General features: G+C 70.0%; 12 protein-coding genes. 7 read left to right on the forward strand and 5 right to left on the reverse strand.

What is annotated here, in order from left to right; genetic code table 11:
* Positions 1-13 precede the first annotated feature (13 nt).
* Positions 14-2857 (reverse strand): transglycosylase domain-containing protein, encoded by a 2844-nt coding sequence (locus SM447_RS04035; protein ID WP_474571364.1) that lies wholly within the window; start codon positions 2855-2857, stop codon positions 14-16.
* Positions 2858-3054: 197 nt separating this feature from the next.
* Positions 3055-3516, reverse strand: coding sequence for a DUF5318 domain-containing protein (locus tag SM447_RS04040; RefSeq protein ID WP_474571365.1), 462 nt, complete (start codon positions 3514-3516; stop codon positions 3055-3057).
* Between the two features lie 174 nt (positions 3517-3690).
* Here SM447_RS04040 and SM447_RS04045 point away from each other — a divergent pair, with 174 nt between their 5' ends.
* From SM447_RS04045 to SM447_RS04055, 3 genes are all read left to right on the forward strand, one after another.
* A complete protein-coding gene (locus tag SM447_RS04045) occupies positions 3691-4329 on the forward strand; it encodes a PadR family transcriptional regulator (RefSeq protein ID WP_474571366.1) in 639 nt (212 codons plus the stop codon).
* Positions 4330-4352: 23 nt separating this feature from the next.
* Positions 4353-5432: an inositol-3-phosphate synthase gene (locus tag SM447_RS04050; RefSeq protein WP_474571879.1), complete on the forward strand. Its 1080-nt coding sequence runs from the start codon at positions 4353-4355 to the stop codon at positions 5430-5432.
* Positions 5433-5936: 504 nt separating this feature from the next.
* Complete coding sequence (locus SM447_RS04055) at positions 5937-6461, forward strand: hypothetical protein (RefSeq protein WP_474571367.1); 525 nt, start codon at positions 5937-5939, stop codon at positions 6459-6461.
* A gap of 85 nt (positions 6462-6546) precedes the next feature.
* Here SM447_RS04055 and SM447_RS04060 read toward each other — a convergent pair whose 3' ends face one another.
* The 3 genes from SM447_RS04060 to SM447_RS04070 form a co-directional block, all read right to left on the reverse strand.
* Entirely contained in the window at positions 6547-7026 is a 480-nt protein-coding gene (locus tag SM447_RS04060; RefSeq protein ID WP_474571880.1) for a methylated-DNA--[protein]-cysteine S-methyltransferase, read from the reverse strand.
* Between the two features lie 147 nt (positions 7027-7173).
* Positions 7174-9444, reverse strand: a complete 2271-nt coding sequence (locus tag SM447_RS04065; RefSeq protein WP_474571368.1) for a S8 family serine peptidase — start codon at positions 9442-9444, stop codon at positions 7174-7176.
* A 237-nt stretch (positions 9445-9681) separates the two neighbouring features.
* Entirely contained in the window at positions 9682-11142 is a 1461-nt protein-coding gene (locus tag SM447_RS04070; RefSeq protein ID WP_474571369.1) for a CCA tRNA nucleotidyltransferase, read from the reverse strand.
* Between the two features lie 125 nt (positions 11143-11267).
* On the opposite strand from SM447_RS04070, the gene murJ reads away from it, so the two are divergent.
* The 4 genes from murJ (at position 11268) to SM447_RS04090 (ending at position 16922) form a co-directional block, all read left to right on the forward strand.
* Entirely contained in the window at positions 11268-13019 is a 1752-nt protein-coding gene (gene murJ / locus SM447_RS04075; RefSeq protein ID WP_474571370.1) for a murein biosynthesis integral membrane protein MurJ, read from the forward strand.
* A 441-nt stretch (positions 13020-13460) separates the two neighbouring features.
* On the forward strand, positions 13461-15056 hold the full coding sequence (locus SM447_RS04080; RefSeq protein WP_474571371.1) for a protein kinase family protein: 1596 nt from the start codon (positions 13461-13463) through the stop codon (positions 15054-15056).
* A gap of 34 nt (positions 15057-15090) precedes the next feature.
* Positions 15091-15828 carry an RNA polymerase sigma factor SigM gene (sigM, locus tag SM447_RS04085; protein WP_474571372.1) on the forward strand — a complete coding sequence of 246 codons (738 nt, stop codon included), beginning with the start codon at positions 15091-15093 and terminating at the stop codon, positions 15826-15828.
* Complete coding sequence (locus SM447_RS04090; RefSeq protein WP_474571373.1) at positions 15825-16922, forward strand: hypothetical protein; 1098 nt, start codon at positions 15825-15827, stop codon at positions 16920-16922. Before sigM ends, SM447_RS04090 begins: the two co-directional genes overlap by 4 nt.
* The last annotated feature ends 134 nt before the right edge of the window (positions 16923-17056 follow it).

Consider the following 17056-nt stretch of genomic DNA (forward strand, 5'->3'; position numbering starts at 1 on the left):
GGCTACGAGAAGATCACTCCCGGTTGGTGGTTCTTGGTGGCAGCAAGCCGCCGCCTTCACCGCCCGGCCGTTGATCACCATCACCGGGTGGGGTGAACGGGTTCCCACCGTTGTTGCCGCCGTTGTTGCCGCCGTTGTCACCACCGTTGTTCCCGCCGCCGGTGATCCGGCAGAAGAAGTCCGTCGGGTCGCAGTCGCGCTGGTCGCCGCCGGGCGGCGGCGGTGGCGGCGCCGGCTCCTCGCCGTTACCGGCGTCCTGGTCGCCAACGCCGGTCACGCTGGGCAGGTTTGACGGGTCGGAGCCCTTCAACGCCTCGTCCATGTACCGCTTCCACAGCGCGGCGGGGAGGCCGCTACCGCCGACGTTGTCGCCGTTCCGGTCGAGGATCGCCGGCTTCTTCGGGTTGCGGCTGCCGATCCAGACGGCGGTGGCCACGTTCTCGTCGTAGCCGACCATCCAGGCGTGCGCGTTCTTGTCGGTGTTGTTGTACTCCCAGGTGCCGGTCTTGCCGGCGGCCTGCCGGTTGTTCGCGAGCTGAGCGTTGCTCTTGCCGGGGATCTCCTTGAGCACCGCGGTCACCTCCTCGGCGACCTCCGGCCGGATCACCTGCTGCGGCTTGAGCTTCTCGCCGGTGCCGGGCACCTTGTCCCACTTGCCGGTGGCCTTGTTCTGCTTCTCCACCGTCCGGACGAAGTGCGCCTTGTTGTACTTGCCCTTGTTGGCGAGGGTGGCCAGACCGTTGGCGTGGTCCAGCACGGTGATCGGGTACTGGCCGAAGCCAATCACCCGGTCGAACTGCTTACGCCCGAGATCCTCGGGCTTCTCCTTGGTCAGGTCGTACGCCTTCGGCGGGTCCACCGTCCACATGGTGCGGACGCCGGCGCGGCGGGCCATGTCGATGACCTTGGCCTCGCCGATGTCCTCGGTGAGGTGGAAGAACGGCACGTTGTACGACCGGACCGTCGACTCCTGGAGCGAGCACCACTTGTTGCAGGTCTGCCGCACGTCTCGACCCGCGTTCTGGATCGGATTGGCGTAGTCGTCGGGCGTGAACGGCGTGGCGTCCCAGTGCGACTTCACGGAGATGCCGGCGTCGATCGCCGCAGCCAGGGTGTAGACCTTGAACGACGAGCCTGGCGGGTGACCACCGACGAGATCGCCGTTCTGGTTGGTGTTCAGGCCGGCGTAGTCGAAGTCCGCGCCGCTGTCACCACCGTAGTAGGCCAGCACCCGGCCGGTCTTCGGCTCGACGGAGACCACCGCCGACATCAGGTTCTTCGGCTGCCCCTTGAGCACGGAGCCATTGCGGTCCGGCTGGGCCGCCTCCTCCAGCGCCTTCTGCATCTTCGGGTCGATGGTGGTGGTGATCCGGTAGCCACCCTCGCGCAGCTCGTCGACGCAGCTCGGCTTGCCCTCGGCCCCGTAGTTGGAGCAGAGACCCCACTGCTCCATCTCCTGGCGCACGTAGTTGATCACGTTGCCGCGCGGGGAGGCGACACCGAAGCCGTTGTTCTTCTTCGGCTTCTCGACCTTCGGGTACTCGGTCGGCCGCTTCTCCTTGCCCGGGGCGTCCAGCCAGCCCTCCTCGACCATCCCGTTGATGACGTACTCCCACCGGCCCCTGGCCTCGGCCTCGTTGACGTCCGGGTCGTACCCCTTGTGGGTGGCGCTGGCGACCGGCTGCTTGATCAGCGCGGCGAGCACCGCGCCCTGGGCCACCGTCAGCTTCTTCGCGTTGGTGTTGAAGTACGTCTGGGCGGCCGCCTCGATGCCGTACGCACCTCGACCGAAGTAGATCACGTTGAGGTAGTTCTCCATGATCTGGTCTTTGGTGTAGTTGTCGTTCAGCTTCGAGGCGAGGATCGCCTCCTTCACCTTCCGGGCGTAGCTGTCGTCCTGGAGGTTCTCGTAGGCGTTGCGGGCGTACTGCTGGGTGATGGTCGAGGCGCCCTGCTTGTCGCCGCCGGAGAGGTTGTTCCACGCGGCGCGGGCGATGCCCTTGTAGTCGACGCCGGAGTGCCGGTAGAAGTTGCGGTCCTCGGCGGCGGCGACGGCGTCCCGCACATGCTGGGGGATGTTGTCGATGGTGACGAAGGTGCGGTTCTCGTTGCCGAGCTTGGCGACCAGCGTCTTGCCGTCCTTGGCGTAGACGGTGGTGGAGAGCGGCAGCGGGATCTCCTTGGGCAGCACCACGTTCGTCGAGTAGTAGGTGAACCCGACGACGCCGATGCCGGCCAGCATGATGAACACCGCGAAGCCGGCGATCAGGAAGTTCATCCGCTTGCGCTTGCGGGCCCGAGCCGCCGCGCCCGGGTCACGACCACCGCGCCCCGGCCCGGTCGGTCCACCCGGACCGCCGGGGCCACCCGGTCCACCGGGACCACCGACGCTGGCCCGGGCCACCGCGGCCCGACCGCCGGCACCGCCCACGGACGCCGAGCCGACGCTCGCCCGACCGGCCGAGGCCGCGCCGACGGCACCGACCGAGGCGCGCCCCGGACCGGCCGGCGACACTGGCACCGAAGCTCGACCGGCACGGCCCGGCGCGGGAGAGACAGGCACCGAGGCGCGCCCGGGACCGGCCGGCGAGACCGGCACGGAGGCACGTCCGGGACCGGCCCGGCCAACCGGGGCCGCTCCGCCACGAGGCGGGACGCTCGCCGAGCCGCCGACCGGGGCACGCCCGCCGACCGAGGCACGGGCCGACGGGCCGGAAGTCTCCGGGCCGGTCGACCAGTTGACTCCGCGCGGTTCACCACCCGGGCGGCGGTACGCGTCGTCCGCCTGCCCCGGGTCGTCCGGGCCCGGAATCCGGGCCCGGCCGCGCGAGGAGCTGGGATCGCCGTACGAGTTCATTCCTCACACCCTGCCGTCGCGGTGGGGCGCGGTCGCACCGCCACCGGTTTGCCGTGAGTTGTGACACCTGCCAGCCACGGCACGGGGGTGCCGTGGTCGCGACGTCAGATCCGCATCAATCGGACCATTCAGACCTACAAGCTGTCGGTCACCCCAGCCGCGTCGTACGCGGCCGGGGCCGGCCGATCGAGCTCGTTTCACCGTTGCGCCTCTCGCCTTCGCCGGACACCCGTTCCGTCGGCTGTCATGCCGCTCGCCTCACCATGCTCCGGCTCGCCGTCGACGACGCCGGTCAGACCGTCCCGCCCGAGCAGGTACTGCTCGACGAGATGGTTCCAGTCACAGCCGAGGCACACCTCCACCACGAAGACCTGGAACTCACGCAGCGTCATCGCCAGCATGGCCAACTCGGCCAGAGTACGGGCCTGGCCGGCCGACTGCTTGAGTTCGTCGCCGTAAATGTAATGGACGAGGGTCAGGTTCTCGCTGCGGCAGATCGGACAGCGCTCGTCGGTGGACTCACCATGGAACCGAGCGGCGTTCTTCAGGTAGGGCGACGCGTCGCAGAGGTCATAGGTGCCGACGCGGCCGGCGAGAAGCTCACGCAGCGCCGCTCGCTTTCGGAGCGAGTAGTCGACGACCTGGCGCTGCGTACGCATGCGGCAAAGGGTACGCGGTCTCTTCTGACGAGGCGACCACCGTGACGATCCGTGACCGCAACACCTCGGAGCGGGGGTTTGCCCTGACCGGAGCGAGACGCTACGGTGCGATGTATCGGTCCGATACATCGTGGTGGTTAGCACTCCACGCACAGGGTAAAGGGAGGGTGGCCGGTGCTCGAACTCGCCATCCTCGGCCTGTTGCAGGAGGCCCCGATGCACGGCTACGAGCTGCGCAAGGAGCTCACCGCCAAGCTCGGGGCGATCCGCGCCGCCATCAGTTACGGCTCGCTCTATCCGACCCTGCGCCGGCTCCAGGCGGCGGGATGGATCACCGAGGCCGACGAGACACCCGCCACCGCCGAGGAGGTTCCCGCGCTGACCAGCCGACGAGGTCGGGTGGTCTACGAAATCACCGCGGAAGGAAAAGAGCGCTTCGCCCAGCTCATCGCACAGACCGGGCCGGAGACGTACGGCGACACCGGTTTCGGTGTGCACTTCGCGTTCTTTTCCCGAACCGACCGGGCGACCCGACTTCGCATCCTGGAAGGTCGCCGCCGCACGATCGAGGAACGTCGCGAGGGGCTTCGCGACATGCTGGGCCGGGCAGCCGAGCGCCTCGACGCGTACACCCTGGAGCTGCAGCGCCACGGCCTGGAGGCCTGTGAGCGTGAGGTCCGCTGGCTGGAGGAGCTCATCGCCAACGAGCGCTCCGGCCGTGCCCCGACGGTCCCGCAACCCGGGACGGCCGGCGGCCCACGAGAAGACAACAGCCCGCCTCCGCCTGGCGAGACCAGGACAGAGCGGCCGTGACAGAGAAGAAGGAGGCACACGCGATGGGCTCCGTCCGCGTCGCCATCGTCGGTGTGGGTAACTGCGCCTCGTCCCTGGTACAGGGCGTCGAGTACTACCGGAATGCCGACCCCAACGACCGCGTCCCGGGTCTCATGCACGTCACCTTCGGCGACTACCACGTCTCAGACGTGCAGTTCGTCGCGGCGTTCGATGTCGACGCCAAGAAGGTGGGCATGGACCTCGCGGAGGCGATCGTCGCCAGCGAGAACAACACCATCAAGCTCTGCGACGTGCCGCCGACCGGTGTCACCGTGCAGCGTGGCCCGACCTTCGACGGCCTCGGGCAGTACTACCGCGAGATCGTCGAGGAGTCTGACGCCACCCCGGTGGACGTGGCCAAGGCGCTGCGCGACGCGCAGGTCGACGTGGTCGTCTCCTACCTGCCGGTGGGCTCGGAGGAGGCCGACAAGTTCTACGCCCAGGCCGCGATCGACGCCGGCTGCGCGTTCGTCAACGCCCTGCCGGTCTTCATCGCCTCCGACCCGGAGTGGGCGCAGAAGTTCACCGACGCCGGCCTGCCGATCGTCGGCGACGACATCAAGAGCCAGGTCGGCGCCACCATCGTGCACCGCGCCCTCGCGAAGCTGTTCGAGGACCGGGGCGTCGAGCTGCTGCGCACGTACCAGCTCAACTTCGGCGGCAACATGGACTTCATGAACATGCTGGAGCGCAACCGCCTGGTCTCGAAGAAGATCTCGAAGACCCAGTCGGTGACGTCCCAGGTGCCGCACGAGATGGCCAAGAGCGACGTGCACATCGGCCCGTCCGACCACGTGCCGTGGCTGGACGACCGCAAGTGGGCGTACATCCGGCTGGAGGGCCGTTCGTTCGGTGACACCCCGCTCAACGCGGAGCTGAAGCTCGAGGTGTGGGACTCGCCGAACTCGGCCGGCGTCATCATCGACGCCGTCCGCGCCGCGAAGATCGCCCTCGACCGGAAGATCGGTGGCCCGATCCTGTCGGCCTCGTCCTACTTCATGAAGTCCCCGCCGGAGCAGTACGCCGACCACGACGCGCACGCCGCCGTCGAGGCGTTCATCGCGGGCGAGATCGAGCGCTGAGCAGCTGACCAGCAGCACCGGCGGGGCCGGGTCCACACGGACCCGGCCCCCGCCGTCTTCCCTCAGGCCGGCATCTTCCGGTACGGGCCGGACGCGCACTCTGCCTCGATGACGGGACTCGGGCCCGGCCTGCCGACCCGACATGCGGCATCTCGCGCCCAACCGCCGGCCTGACAGCCCCGACTCACCGCATCCCGTGTACGACTTCCGCACGGCGGCCCGACCCTGCCACTGGGGTCGGTCAGGCTGCTGGTCGGCACGCATTCGGGGCATCGCCGTCGATGGCGGAACGTTACGCTGATCGCCGTGCCGTTCGACCACGCTACGCACGCCACCGGTGCCAGTGCCGAAGTCTCTGGCCGGCCTGCGACCGAGGGCGACGATCCAGGCCCTGGATCGGGGCGTCGGGTCGCCGTGGCACTCGCAGGCGCGCTGCTGTCTTCCAGCCTGCTCGCCTGCGCCATGCCGGGCAGCCGGCCAACGGCCGGCTCGGACGGAGAGGCCATGCCGCCCGCTCCTCTGCCGTCGGTGGCCGAGGCCAGCTGCGTCGCCGCCGCGATCACGCCGCCGGAGGTCGCGACCAGACCCGACACCGCCTCCGGCGCGTCGAGCGAACCGCCGTTGTCCGGCACCGGGAACCCGATGACCGACGAGCAACTGCGCGAGGAGATGTTCCGGCGTCAGCAGGCCGCCAACGACGCCTTCCGGCAGCGCGGCACGCTCGAACCCGAAGTCGCCAACGGTGCTCGCGCCTGTGCCACCGAGGTGCTCAAGAACCTGAACCTGCTGACCGCCGGCGGCCGGGACGAGCCCGACGAGAAGGCCGTGAAGCGGGCGGTGACCGCCACCGGTCTCACCGACGTGACCGTGCGGCCGCCCGGACGGCTCGACCTCGGCCCCGGGGACGGGCTGATCTTCGCGGGATGGACCGGTCGGGCGTGCGTCTTCGGCAGCGTCCGCCAGGACGACGTCACGGTGGAGATCGGTACCCGGATCGCCGACGGCGGTTGCCTACCCGCGCCGGACTGATCGGCCACCCGCAGGCCCAGGGCCAGGCCGGCGCAGCCGGGACCGGCTGTGTGCGACCACCATGATCTGGCAGCACCACGACCGGTCAGGACCAGGCGCGTTGCAGGGCCACCCGGGCCTCCAGCTCCAGGAGTCCAACCTTGCGGTCCAGGCCGCCACCGAAGCCGACCAGCTTCCCGCCCGCCCCGACGATGCGGTGACAGGGCACGATGACCGGGATCGGGTTGCGGTTGCAGGCCACCCCGACCGCCCGGGCCGCACCGGGATCGCCGACCCGTCGGGCCACCTCGCCGTAGGTCAACGTCTCGCCGTACGGAATGCGGGTCATCTCCCGCCACACCGCCCGCTCGAAATCGGAGCCGCGCGGCACCGCCACCGGCACGCCGAAGTCGGTCAACTCCCCGGCGAAGTACGCCCGCAGTTCCGCCACGGCCCGGCGGGAGGTCTCGTCGGTCGGCTCCGTCGCCGCGTTCGCGACCGCACCGAAGTGGGTGCCGCGGACGCTGCCCCCATCCGTGGCCACGGAGAACTCCCCGATCGGCGAGTCGAGCACCGTCCAACGCATGTCACCCATTGTCCCCCCTCGGTAGTCCGCCCCGCCGCCGGCAACAGGCCGCAGTTCACCACTACCGGAGGCAGGAACGGCGACGCCCGCCGGAGCAGGTCCCTGGGATCGGGTGCTCCGGCGGGCGCCGGGTTGTGCGGTGAGACGTCAGGCCGCCGATACGGTGAACTTCTCGCCGTTACCCGGAGTCGTCCTGAGACTCTTGCTCGCGATCAGCTGCTTGTTACCGTTCGGACCGGCGGTGACCAGCTTGTTGTCGCCGCCCAGCAACGTGATCGTGCCGTCCGGCAGGTAGTCGTAGAACGCGAACTCCTCCCAGTAGCCGACCGATCCCTTGCTGGCAATCAACGGATTCTTGCCGTTGTTCGGCGTGGTCACGTACTTGCCGTTGGACAGGGCCTTCAGACCGAAGAACCCACCACCACGGTTGACGATCTGGAACTTCGCCGACTTGGTGACGGTCTTGCTGCTGGCGATCAGCGGCTTGGTGCTGCTGGCGGCGACCACGTACTTGCCGCTGGCCTTCGACTTGATGCTGATCACCGGTGCCGGCGCCTCGACGGTGAACTTCTCGTTGGTGCCGACGGTGGTCTTGTTGGCCCGGAGCACCGCGGTGCCGGTCTTCGACGCCGTCACGTACTTGCCGTTGATCTTGGCCTTGAGACTGATGCGACCGTCGGTGTGGTTCACGATGGTGAACTTCCCGGAGGTGACGATCGTCTTGTGGCTGGCGATCAGCGGCTTGGTGCCCTTGCTCGGGGCCACCACGTAGCGGCCGGTCTGCTTCGAGCGCAGCGCGACCAGGCCGCTGCCGGCGTTGACGATGTCGTACTGCTGCGCCTTGCCCAGGCTCTTGCCGTTGTTGACCAGCGCCTTCGTGGTGCTGGGGGCGGTGACGAACTTGCCGTTGGAGCTGGCCTTGAAGCCGTACGCGCTGCGGGCCGGGGTGACCGAGCCGACCGTCAACAGCCGGTCGATCGAGCCCTTGGTGTCGTACACCGCACCGGCGATGCCGGTGGTGACGATCCGGTCACGCACCTGCTTCGGCTTCCAGCTGGGGTTGGCGTGTAGCAGCAGGGCCGCAGCGCCCGCCACGTGCGGGGCCGCCATCGAGGTGCCGCTCAACCCGACACTGCCGGTGTTGTTGTCGTGCCGCGCCGAGACGATGCTCACTCCAGGCGCGAACACGTCAAGGCACTTGCCGTAGTTGGAGAAGTTCGCCCGCATGTCGACCCGGTCGGTCGCGCCCACCGTGATCGCATCCGGCACCCGCGCCGGGGACACCTTGCAGGCGTCCTGCGCCTCGTTGCCGGCGGAAATCGCGTAGGCGATGCCGGAGCTGATGGACCGCTTCACCGCCGCATCGAGCACCGGGTCAGCTCGGCCACCGAGGCTGAGGTTGACCACGGCCGGCTTCTTCGCGTTGGCGGTCACCCACTCGACGCCGGCGAGCACGGTCTCGGTGTTACCGCCTCCGTTGCAGTCGAGCACACGTACGCCGACGAGCTTGACGCCCTTGGCCACGCCGTACTTCGTGCCACCGACGGTGCCGGCCACGTGCGTGCCATGGCCGTTGCAGTCGCCGTTGGCCTGGGCCTGCACGGCACCCGGGTCGGTCGGCTCCGTCGGCTCCCCGGTCGGCTCCGTCGGCTCCTCGGTCGGCGTGGGGGTCTCGGTCGGCGTGGGAGTGGGCGTGGGCGTGGAACTGGGGGTCACGCTGGGCGTGACCGTCGGGTTCACTGTCGGCGTCGGCGTCGGCGTCGGCATCGGCGACGGCGTCGACGTGGGGGTGGGGGTCGGCGTGGGCGACGGCGGCGGCGGTGGCGGGTTGAAGACGTCGAAGCCCATGCTTGCCCGACCGCCGAAGTCCTGGTGCTTGACGTTGATGCCGGTGTCCAGGATGTAGGCGGTGACCTTGCTACCCGTGTTCGGGTACTTGTAGGTCTTGTTCAGCTTCGCGGAGGCCTGGTCGATCCGGTCCAGTCCCCACGACGGCGGGCTGCTCTGCGTGCCGTTGATCGAGTAGGTGCGTACCGGCTCGACGGAGGCGACGGCCGGGTTGGTTGCCAGCTTCGCCGCCTGACGCTCGTTCATGGCGACCGAGTAGCCGCTCAGGGCGTTGCTGAACACCGTACGCAAGGTGCCACCGTTGGCGCGGGTCAGCGCGGACGCGGCGGCTCGGGCGGAACTGAAGCTGGTCCCCTGATCCTTCAAGACCACGATGTAGCGGCCGGGCACCACGTCGGCGCCCTCGCCACGGCGTACCTCGGCACCCTTGGTGACGCGTGCCTCGGATCGGCCCTGGTCGGCGGGACCTGCCACTGCGGCACCGCCGGACACGACGCTGATGATGGACGAGGCGGTGGCGAGGGCGAGCCCTGCCACCGCCGAGCGGCGCAGTACGCCACGGCGTTTCACTAGGTGTAACCCCCGTCGGTCGTCGACCGTTTCAGATGGACGGTCGGACAAACATTGGATCGTCCGCTGCGGCTGACGAGCAGCGAAACCGGCGGACGTTCCAACATCATGAATGAGCACGGAGAGAGCCGCGTCAACCTTTCGGTCGAAACGTAAGCGTCTCGTCGTATCGACCGTCCTGGCGTGCGCGTTCCGCAGTGGAGGGGGCCACCGATGACGCCGTCGCTCAGGCTGCCCTCAGCCGAGGATCCCCTCGTCACGGGCCCAGCGCAGCAGCTCCGCCTCGGCCGTGTCGCGATCCAACGGCCCACGCTCCAGGCGCAGGTCCTTCAGGTGCTTCCAGGCCCGTCCGACCACCGGTCCCGGCGGCACACCGAGCAACTCCATGATCGCGTTTCCGTCGAGGTCGGGCCGGACCCGGGCAAGGTCCTCCTCGGCGGCGATCCGGGCGATCCGCTCCTCCAGCGCGTCGTAGTCCGCCGCGAGCTGGGCCGCCTTCCGCCGGTTGCGGGTGGTGCAGTCCGAGCGGGTCAGCTTGTGCAGCCGGGTCAGCAGGTCACCGGCGTCGGTGACGTAGCGGCGTACCGCCGAGTCGGTCCACTCGCCCCGGCCATACCCGTAGAAGCGCAGGTGCAGCGCGACCAGGGCGGTGACCTTGGCGGTGACATCCTTCGGGTAGCGCAGCGCCTTCATCCGCATCTTGGTCAGTCGGGCACCGACCACCTCGTGGTGGTGGAAGCTGACCCGTCCGTCGGAGCCGACCGCCTTGGTCGCCGGCTTGCCCACGTCGTGCATCAGCGCGGCCATCCGCAGGATGAAGTCCGGCCCGTCCTCCTCGTACGAGACGGCGTTCCGGACCACGGTGAGGGTGTGCTCGTAGACGTCCTTGTGCTGGGCGTGCTCGTCGATCTCCAGCTTGAGTCCGGTCAGCTCGGGCAGAAAACGCTCGGCCAGGCCGGTGTCGACCAGCAGCCGCAGGCCGGAGATCGGGTCGGCGCCGCAGAGCAGCTTGGTGAACTCGTCGCGGATCCGCTCGGCGGTGATCCGGTCCAGATCGGTCGCCATCCGGGTCATCGCGGCCCGCACGTCCGGGTGCACCGCGAAGCGCAACTGCGCGGCGAAGCGGGCGGCCCGCAGCATCCGCAGCGGGTCATCGCCGAACGACTCGGCGGGCGTGCCCGGGGTACGCACGATCTTCGCGGCCAGGTCGGCCAGGCCGCCGTGCGGGTCGGTGAACCGGTGCTCGGGGACGCTTACCGCCATCGCGTTGATGGTGAAGTCCCGGCGCCGCAGGTCCTCCGCGAGGCTGGTGCCGTAGGCCACCACCGGATTGCGACTGACCTGGTCGTACGACTCGGCGCGGAAGGTGGTGATCTCCAGTCGTAGACCGTCGCGCTGGCAGCCGATGGTGCCGAACTCGCGGCCGGTCTCCCAGATCGCCTCGGCCCAGCCCCGCACGATGTCCAGCGTCTGGTCGGGGTGCGCGTCGGTGCAGAAGTCGAGATCCTCACCGAGCCGACCGAGCAGGGCGTCGCGTACCGAACCGCCCACGAGGTGCAGTTCGTGACCGGCGGCGGCGAACCGGCGGCCCAACTCGTCCGCGACCGGGGAGACCCGGAGCAGTTCGGCGACGGCGTTGCGCTGCGCGGTGGTGAGTTCGCGGCGGTCGGTGGCGTGGGATGCGGCGGCTTCGGACATCGGATCCGCAGCCTATCGGTCCTGGCCGGCATCTGATCCGCCGGGCGCGGGTAACGGGCGGGGGTTGACTAAGGTCTGTGGCGTGCGGGCCGGTGCCGGCTACCGCGTACCCCTTGGAGGCACAGATGAGCGGCGGGCTCTACCGCAGCGCGAACGCCCAGCAGGGCGGCGTGCCCGGCGGCCGGCCGGACGACGGAGCCACGTTCATCTCCGCCGAGCCGCTCAACCAGCCGGCGTTGGAGTCGACCGCTCCTCCGCAGGAGCAGGTGGCGGAGGGCAGCGCCGCCGCCAACAGCGCGGTCATGGCGCTGGGCAGCCTGGTCAGCCGGGGCACCGGCTTCCTGCGCAACCTGGTGATCGGCGCTGCCCTGGGTGGTGCGCTGGTGGGCGACGCCTACACCACCGCCCAGATCCTGCCGGGAATGGTCTACGAGTTCCTGCTCGGCGGCATCCTCACCAGCGTGCTGATCCCGGTGCTGGTGCGTCGGCGCAAGGCGGACAGCGACGGTGGTCAGGCGTACGCCCAGCGGCTGCTGACCCTGGCGGTGCTCGCGCTAGGTGCCGCCGCGGTGCTCGCGGTCGCTCTTGCCGTGCCGCTGACCTGGCTGTACGGCGCGAACGAGTCCGCTGAGGGCTACTCGAAACTGGTCACCGCCCTGGCCAGGCTCATGCTGCCGATGATCTTCTTCTCCGGCCTGAGCGCGTTGATCAGTGCCGTGCTCAACACCCGTGGCCATTTCGCCGCGCCGATGTGGGCACCGATCCTCAACAACCTCGTCGTCATCGGCACCGCCGGCCTCTACATCGCGATCTTCGGTGCCGAGATCGTCGGGCCCGATGACATGACGACCGGCCGGGTCCTGCTCATCGGTGGCGGCACCTTGGTCGGCGTCGCCATCCAGGTCGCCGGCCTGCTGCCGGCGCTGCGCAAGGTCGGTTTCCGGTGGAAGCTGCGGTTCGACTTCCGCAAGCTCGGCCTGGCCGAACTGGGCCGCCTCGGTGCCTGGATGATCTGCTACGTCGCGGTCAGCCAGCTCGGTCTCATCGTGCTGTTCAACCTGCTGAACCGCGCCGGCAGGGAGAACGCCGCCGGCCCGCTGATCTACAACAACGTGTTCCTGCTGCTGATGACCGCGCACGGCATCATCGCGGTGTCGATCATCACGGCGCTGATGCCCCGGATGAGCGCCGCCGCCGCCGACGGCCGGTACGCCGACCTTGCCGCCGACCTGTCCCGGGGGACCCGGACCGTGTCGGCCGTGCTCGCCCCGATCGCGGTCTGCTACGCCGTGCTCGCCACCCCGATCGCGTTCACGTTGTTCCGGTGGGGGGCGTTCACCGCCGACAACGCCACCGCGACATCTCTGGTGCTGCTGGCCGCCGCGCTCGCGCTGGTGCCCTTCGCGATCAGCCAACTGTTCACCTTCGCCTTCTACGCCCTGCCGGACACCCGGACCCCGGCGCTGATCAACATTCCGGTCGTGGCACTCCGGATCGGGGTGCAGATCGCCCTGTTCGCGCTCTTCTCGGCGAGCTTCGTCGGGGCCGGAATGATGATCGGCAACGCGGTCTCGTATCTGGCCGCGGCCATCGCCTCGGCCTGGCTGCTGCGCCCCCGGGTCGGTCGCATCGGGCTGGGCGCGATTCTGCGTACCCTCGGCCGGGTTACCGTCGCGGCGCTGGGTGCCGCCCTGGCCGGCCTGTTGGTGGTGGCCCTGCTGCCCGGCGACGACACGCCGACGCGGGCGCAGGCGATCGTGCAACTGGTGGTCGGCGGCGCGGTGATCGGCGGTACCTACCTGGGCCTGGCGACCGTGCTGCGGATCTCCGAGATCACCGAAGTGGTCGGCATGGTCCGCCGCCGACTCGGCCGCTGAGCCCGACGAGACGGACGTGCACCCAGAGTGAGCGAGGATCACCAGGCTGGGGATGTTCCTGTGGATAACCCCGCGCGTCGCCGCTCAGCCAACGGATCGGCCTGTGGATAACCAACCGGACGGCCGAGTATGCCGGGCCGATCGACGGGGAATCGGGCGAGGGCGGACCCGCCGACGCGATCGGGCCCGCCCCAACCGGAGCCGGTAGTGGGCAACCTCTAGATTGGCTGGTACAGGTACCAGCAACGTGGCCGACAACGGTGGTAACGGGACGAGTCCGTCGACTGCTGACGCCGCTGTCACCGCACGGCAGGAAGATGACATGTCGGGGAGCGGGCCAACCCGGGTAAGGTCGCTCTCGACGGGTACGGCAGACACCGGCGCGCGGCACCACGCTGCGACCGGCCGGCCGGTACCAGAAGAAGGCGGAGCGGGAAGCAGATGCCCAGCAGCGCGGGTCCATCGATCGACACGATCACCGAGGGAGGACGGGTGACCCAGGTCGGCGAGGGTCAGGACGCGGACGAGACCACTCCGCCGGTCATGACCTTCGGTGCTCCGACGGCCGGTGAGATCCTCGCCGAACGTTACGAACTGGTCGAGCACATCAACAACGACAGCGCGGGCCGGCTGGTCTGGCGCGGGGTCGACGTGGTGCTACGCCGGCCCGTCGCGGTGGTCATGCGCTACCCGGGCGGTGAGTCCGCCACCGAGATGCTCCAGGCCGCCGTCGCCGCCAGCCGCGTCGTCCACCCCAATCTGGTCGGGGTGTACGACGCCATCGACGAGGCCGAACGCGCCTACGTGGTGCGCGAGTGGGTCGACGGACAGTCCCTGCGGGATCTGGTCTCCGACGGGCCGCTGGACGCGGCCCGGGCGACCGCCGTCGGTAATGCCGTCGCCAGTGCCCTGGCCGCTGTGCACGCCACCGGGATGGTGCACGGCAACGTGCACCCCGGCACGGTGATGATCAGTGATGACGGCCGGGTGGTTCTCGCGGATGCCCGCACCGACGGTGACGACAGCCAGGAGAGCGACGTCCGGGCCGTCGGCGGCATCCTCTACTTCGCGATGACCGGCTACTGGCCGCACGCCGAGGCGCCACTGCGCGGTGCCACCGCCGGGCACGGCCGGGCGGCCATTCCCGACGCCGTACGTGACGCAAGCGGCACGGTGGCGGCACCCCGTCAGGTCCGGGCCGGTGTGCCGGCCTACCTGGACGACCTGACCATGGATCTGCTCGACGCCGGGATCGCCCCACCCTCGTCGGACGTCCTGGCGGCGGAGCTGGCCCGGCTCGACGTACCCGACGACGACTACCTCGACAACAGCGGTCCGCTGCGGTTCGCCGGCGAGACCGGCGACGAACCGTCGCCACTGGCCGCGGCCGGCGGACGCAAGGTCGCCCTGGGCATCGCCGGTCTGTTGGTGGTCGCCCTGGTCGGGCTCCTCATCGGGATCAGCGCGCTCGGCGACGACGACGATCCGCAGACCAATCCGGTTGCCGCGCCGACGTCGGCCCCCCCGGTGAGCGAGGAGCCGGCGACGCCCACGGTCCGCAACCTCAAGATCAGCGCTGCCCGGATCATCGACCCGGACAGCCGCAACCGCAGCGAGGTCCGCGACGCCGAGAAGGTCTTCGACGGCAACCAGGACGAGGGCTGGTCGACAGAGACCTACCAGCAGAGCAACTTCGGCAACTTCAAGCGGGGCATGGGCGTCTGGATCGACCTCGGTGCCGAACGGACGGTCAAGTCGGTGCAGGTCAACCTCTCCGGCACCGGCGCCTCGGCGGAGTTGCTGACCGGCACGATCGACGCGCCGTCGTCCAAGTCCGGCGACGAGCAGATCCTCACCGAGTACCTCAAGAACAAGATCGGTCAGCCCTTCGAGGAGCACGACGGCACCACGATGACCTTCGACGGCTTCGACGCCGACCAGAAGTATCGTTACCTGCTGTTCTGGATCACGGAGCTGCCGTCGAACAACAACGGCTTCAAGGTCGGCGTCCAGGAAATCACGGTCCAGGGGTCATGAGACACCGCCACGGCGGCAGCCACCGGGTCGGGTGATGGAGGTACGCGACGCCGGGCGCAACCACACGGGCGCGGCTTCCGTGGACGGCACGGTCAGCGACCTCGATCTGCTGCGCGCTCACGTCGCCGGGGACCGGGACGCGTTCGGTGAGCTGTTCCGCCGCCATCGAGACCGGCTCTGGGCGGTTGCCCTCCGTACGCTCGGCGACCGTGAGGAGGCGGCGGACGCCCTCCAGGACGCGCTGCTGTCCGCCCATCGTGCGGCCGACCGGTTCCGCGGTGACTCGGCGGTCACCACCTGGCTGCACCGGATCGTGGTCAACGCCTGCCTCGATCGGATCCGGCGCCGCCAGGCCCACCCGACCGTGCCGCTGCCCGACGGCGGCCGCGGTCCGGAGGACGGGCCGGGCACCGGTGGGGTGGAGCCGGCCGCGCCGGTGCGCGATCACGACACCGCGATGGTCGTCCGGGACGCCCTGGCCGCGTTGCCGCTGGAACAGCGTGCCGCACTCATTCTGGTGGACGTGCAGGGCTACCCGGTCGCCGAGGTCGCGCGGATCCTCGGGGTCGCCGAGGGGACGATCAAGAGCCGCTGCGCCCGGGGTCGGGCCCGACTGGCGGTGATGCTCGGGCACCTACGACCCGGCATCGGGGTCGCGGCCGACGGGCCGAGCGTGCCGGAGGTCACCGGAGGGAACCCGAAAGCGTCATCCGACGTCCGATCGGGGTCGGGGCGGTCCCGGCCGGCCGCCAGACAGCAGGAGGAAGCGTGAGCACCGGGGAGTTCAGCGGGGTCGACCACGACCTGCTCGCCGACTACCTCGGCGGCGCGCTGGACGGCACCGCCGAGCACGCTGAGATCGCCCGACTGGTCGCGCAGGACCCGGCCTGGGCCCGGGCCCACGCGCTGCTCGCGCCGGCCGTCGACGGCGTCCGGGCCGAGCTGGCCGGCTGGGGTGAACTGACGCCGGAGCTACCGCCGGAGATCGCGGACCGGATCAGCGCCGCCCTCGCCGGGCTGCCCACCGAGGTCGTCGCCTCCCCAGCGGATGGCGAGAAGGTCACGTCGGCGGTGGCGACCGGAGGTCCGGCCGCCGACGAGGACCTGGCCACCGGTGCGGGGTCGGAGTCGACCGGCGGGAAGGTCGCGCTCGTACCGGCCCAGCCGCTCGGCGGCGCTCGCCGACCCGGCGGTCCGCTACGGCCGGGACAGGACCGGACCGCCTCGTCCCGACCGGGTCAGCGACGGCGTCGCTGGGCGCGGGTGGCCGGCCCGGTCGCACTCGCCACCGTCGCGGTGGTCGGGTTGGGCGCACTCCAGCTGACCAGGCCGAACCAGGGCGATGACGCGGGGGGCGACATCGCCTTCAACGACCGGGTCGCCAGCCCCGCGATGCCGTACGGCTACCCGCAGGGCACCGCAGGTCAGGACGCCACCGAGTCGGGACCGGAACGCGCCTCCGCCGCGGCCGGCGAGCCGTTCCGGGTCATCGGCCCCCCGCAGCGCAGTGACACCGACTACACCCCGGAAGCCCTGGCCCGCTCGATGCCGACGATCAGACAGTTCTCCAGCAGTGGTGATCCCGGGATCGGCGCGCAGAACCAGGAGCGGCTGCCCGGCCCGGGGGATCTGGCCCGGCTCGGTGACCAGACGGCGCTGAGCGCCTGCCTCGCCGAGATCAGTGCCGAGCACGGCGGCGGCGCACTGGTCTTCAACGTCATCGACTACGCCCGCTTCCAGGGCCTTCCGGCGCTGGTCGTCCGCTTCACCGATGCCACCGGCACCGACTGGGCGTGGGCCAGCGGCCCAGAGTGTGGTGTACCCGGGTCCGGCTCGGACGCCCGTTACCGTACGCGGGTAGGGTGATTCCGCGGTCGCCGGACGTTTGACCGTCCACGTGACCTGACCCACCGGATGACCGGCTCGGGAATTCCCGCTTCGTACGATGACGTTCTGCACATCAGTTGCCGCCGCGTCGGCACTCGGATCGCCATCGGCCC

It is taken from the genome of Micromonospora aridisoli (genome assembly GCF_056150025.1).

Bases quoted from the DNA above. Each gene is read 5' to 3' on its own strand.
- SM447_RS04060 (WP_474571880.1), bottom strand. From the start codon at position 7,026: ATGCGTTGGACGGTGCTCGACTCGCCGATCGGGGAGTTCTCCGTGGCC.
- SM447_RS04080 (WP_474571371.1), top strand. From the start codon at position 13,461: ATGCCCAGCAGCGCGGGTCCATCGATCGACACGATCACCGAGGGAGGA.
- SM447_RS04040 (WP_474571365.1), bottom strand. From the start codon at position 3,516: ATGCGTACGCAGCGCCAGGTCGTCGACTACTCGCTCCGAAAGCGAGCG.
- sigM (WP_474571372.1), top strand. From the start codon at position 15,091: ATGGAGGTACGCGACGCCGGGCGCAACCACACGGGCGCGGCTTCCGTG.
- SM447_RS04055 (WP_474571367.1), top strand. From the start codon at position 5,937: ATGCCGCCCGCTCCTCTGCCGTCGGTGGCCGAGGCCAGCTGCGTCGCC.
- SM447_RS04050 (WP_474571879.1), top strand. From the start codon at position 4,353: ATGGGCTCCGTCCGCGTCGCCATCGTCGGTGTGGGTAACTGCGCCTCG.
- murJ (WP_474571370.1), top strand. From the start codon at position 11,268: ATGAGCGGCGGGCTCTACCGCAGCGCGAACGCCCAGCAGGGCGGCGTG.
- SM447_RS04070 (WP_474571369.1), bottom strand. From the start codon at position 11,142: ATGTCCGAAGCCGCCGCATCCCACGCCACCGACCGCCGCGAACTCACC.
- SM447_RS04035 (WP_474571364.1), bottom strand. From the start codon at position 2,857: ATGAACTCGTACGGCGATCCCAGCTCCTCGCGCGGCCGGGCCCGGATT.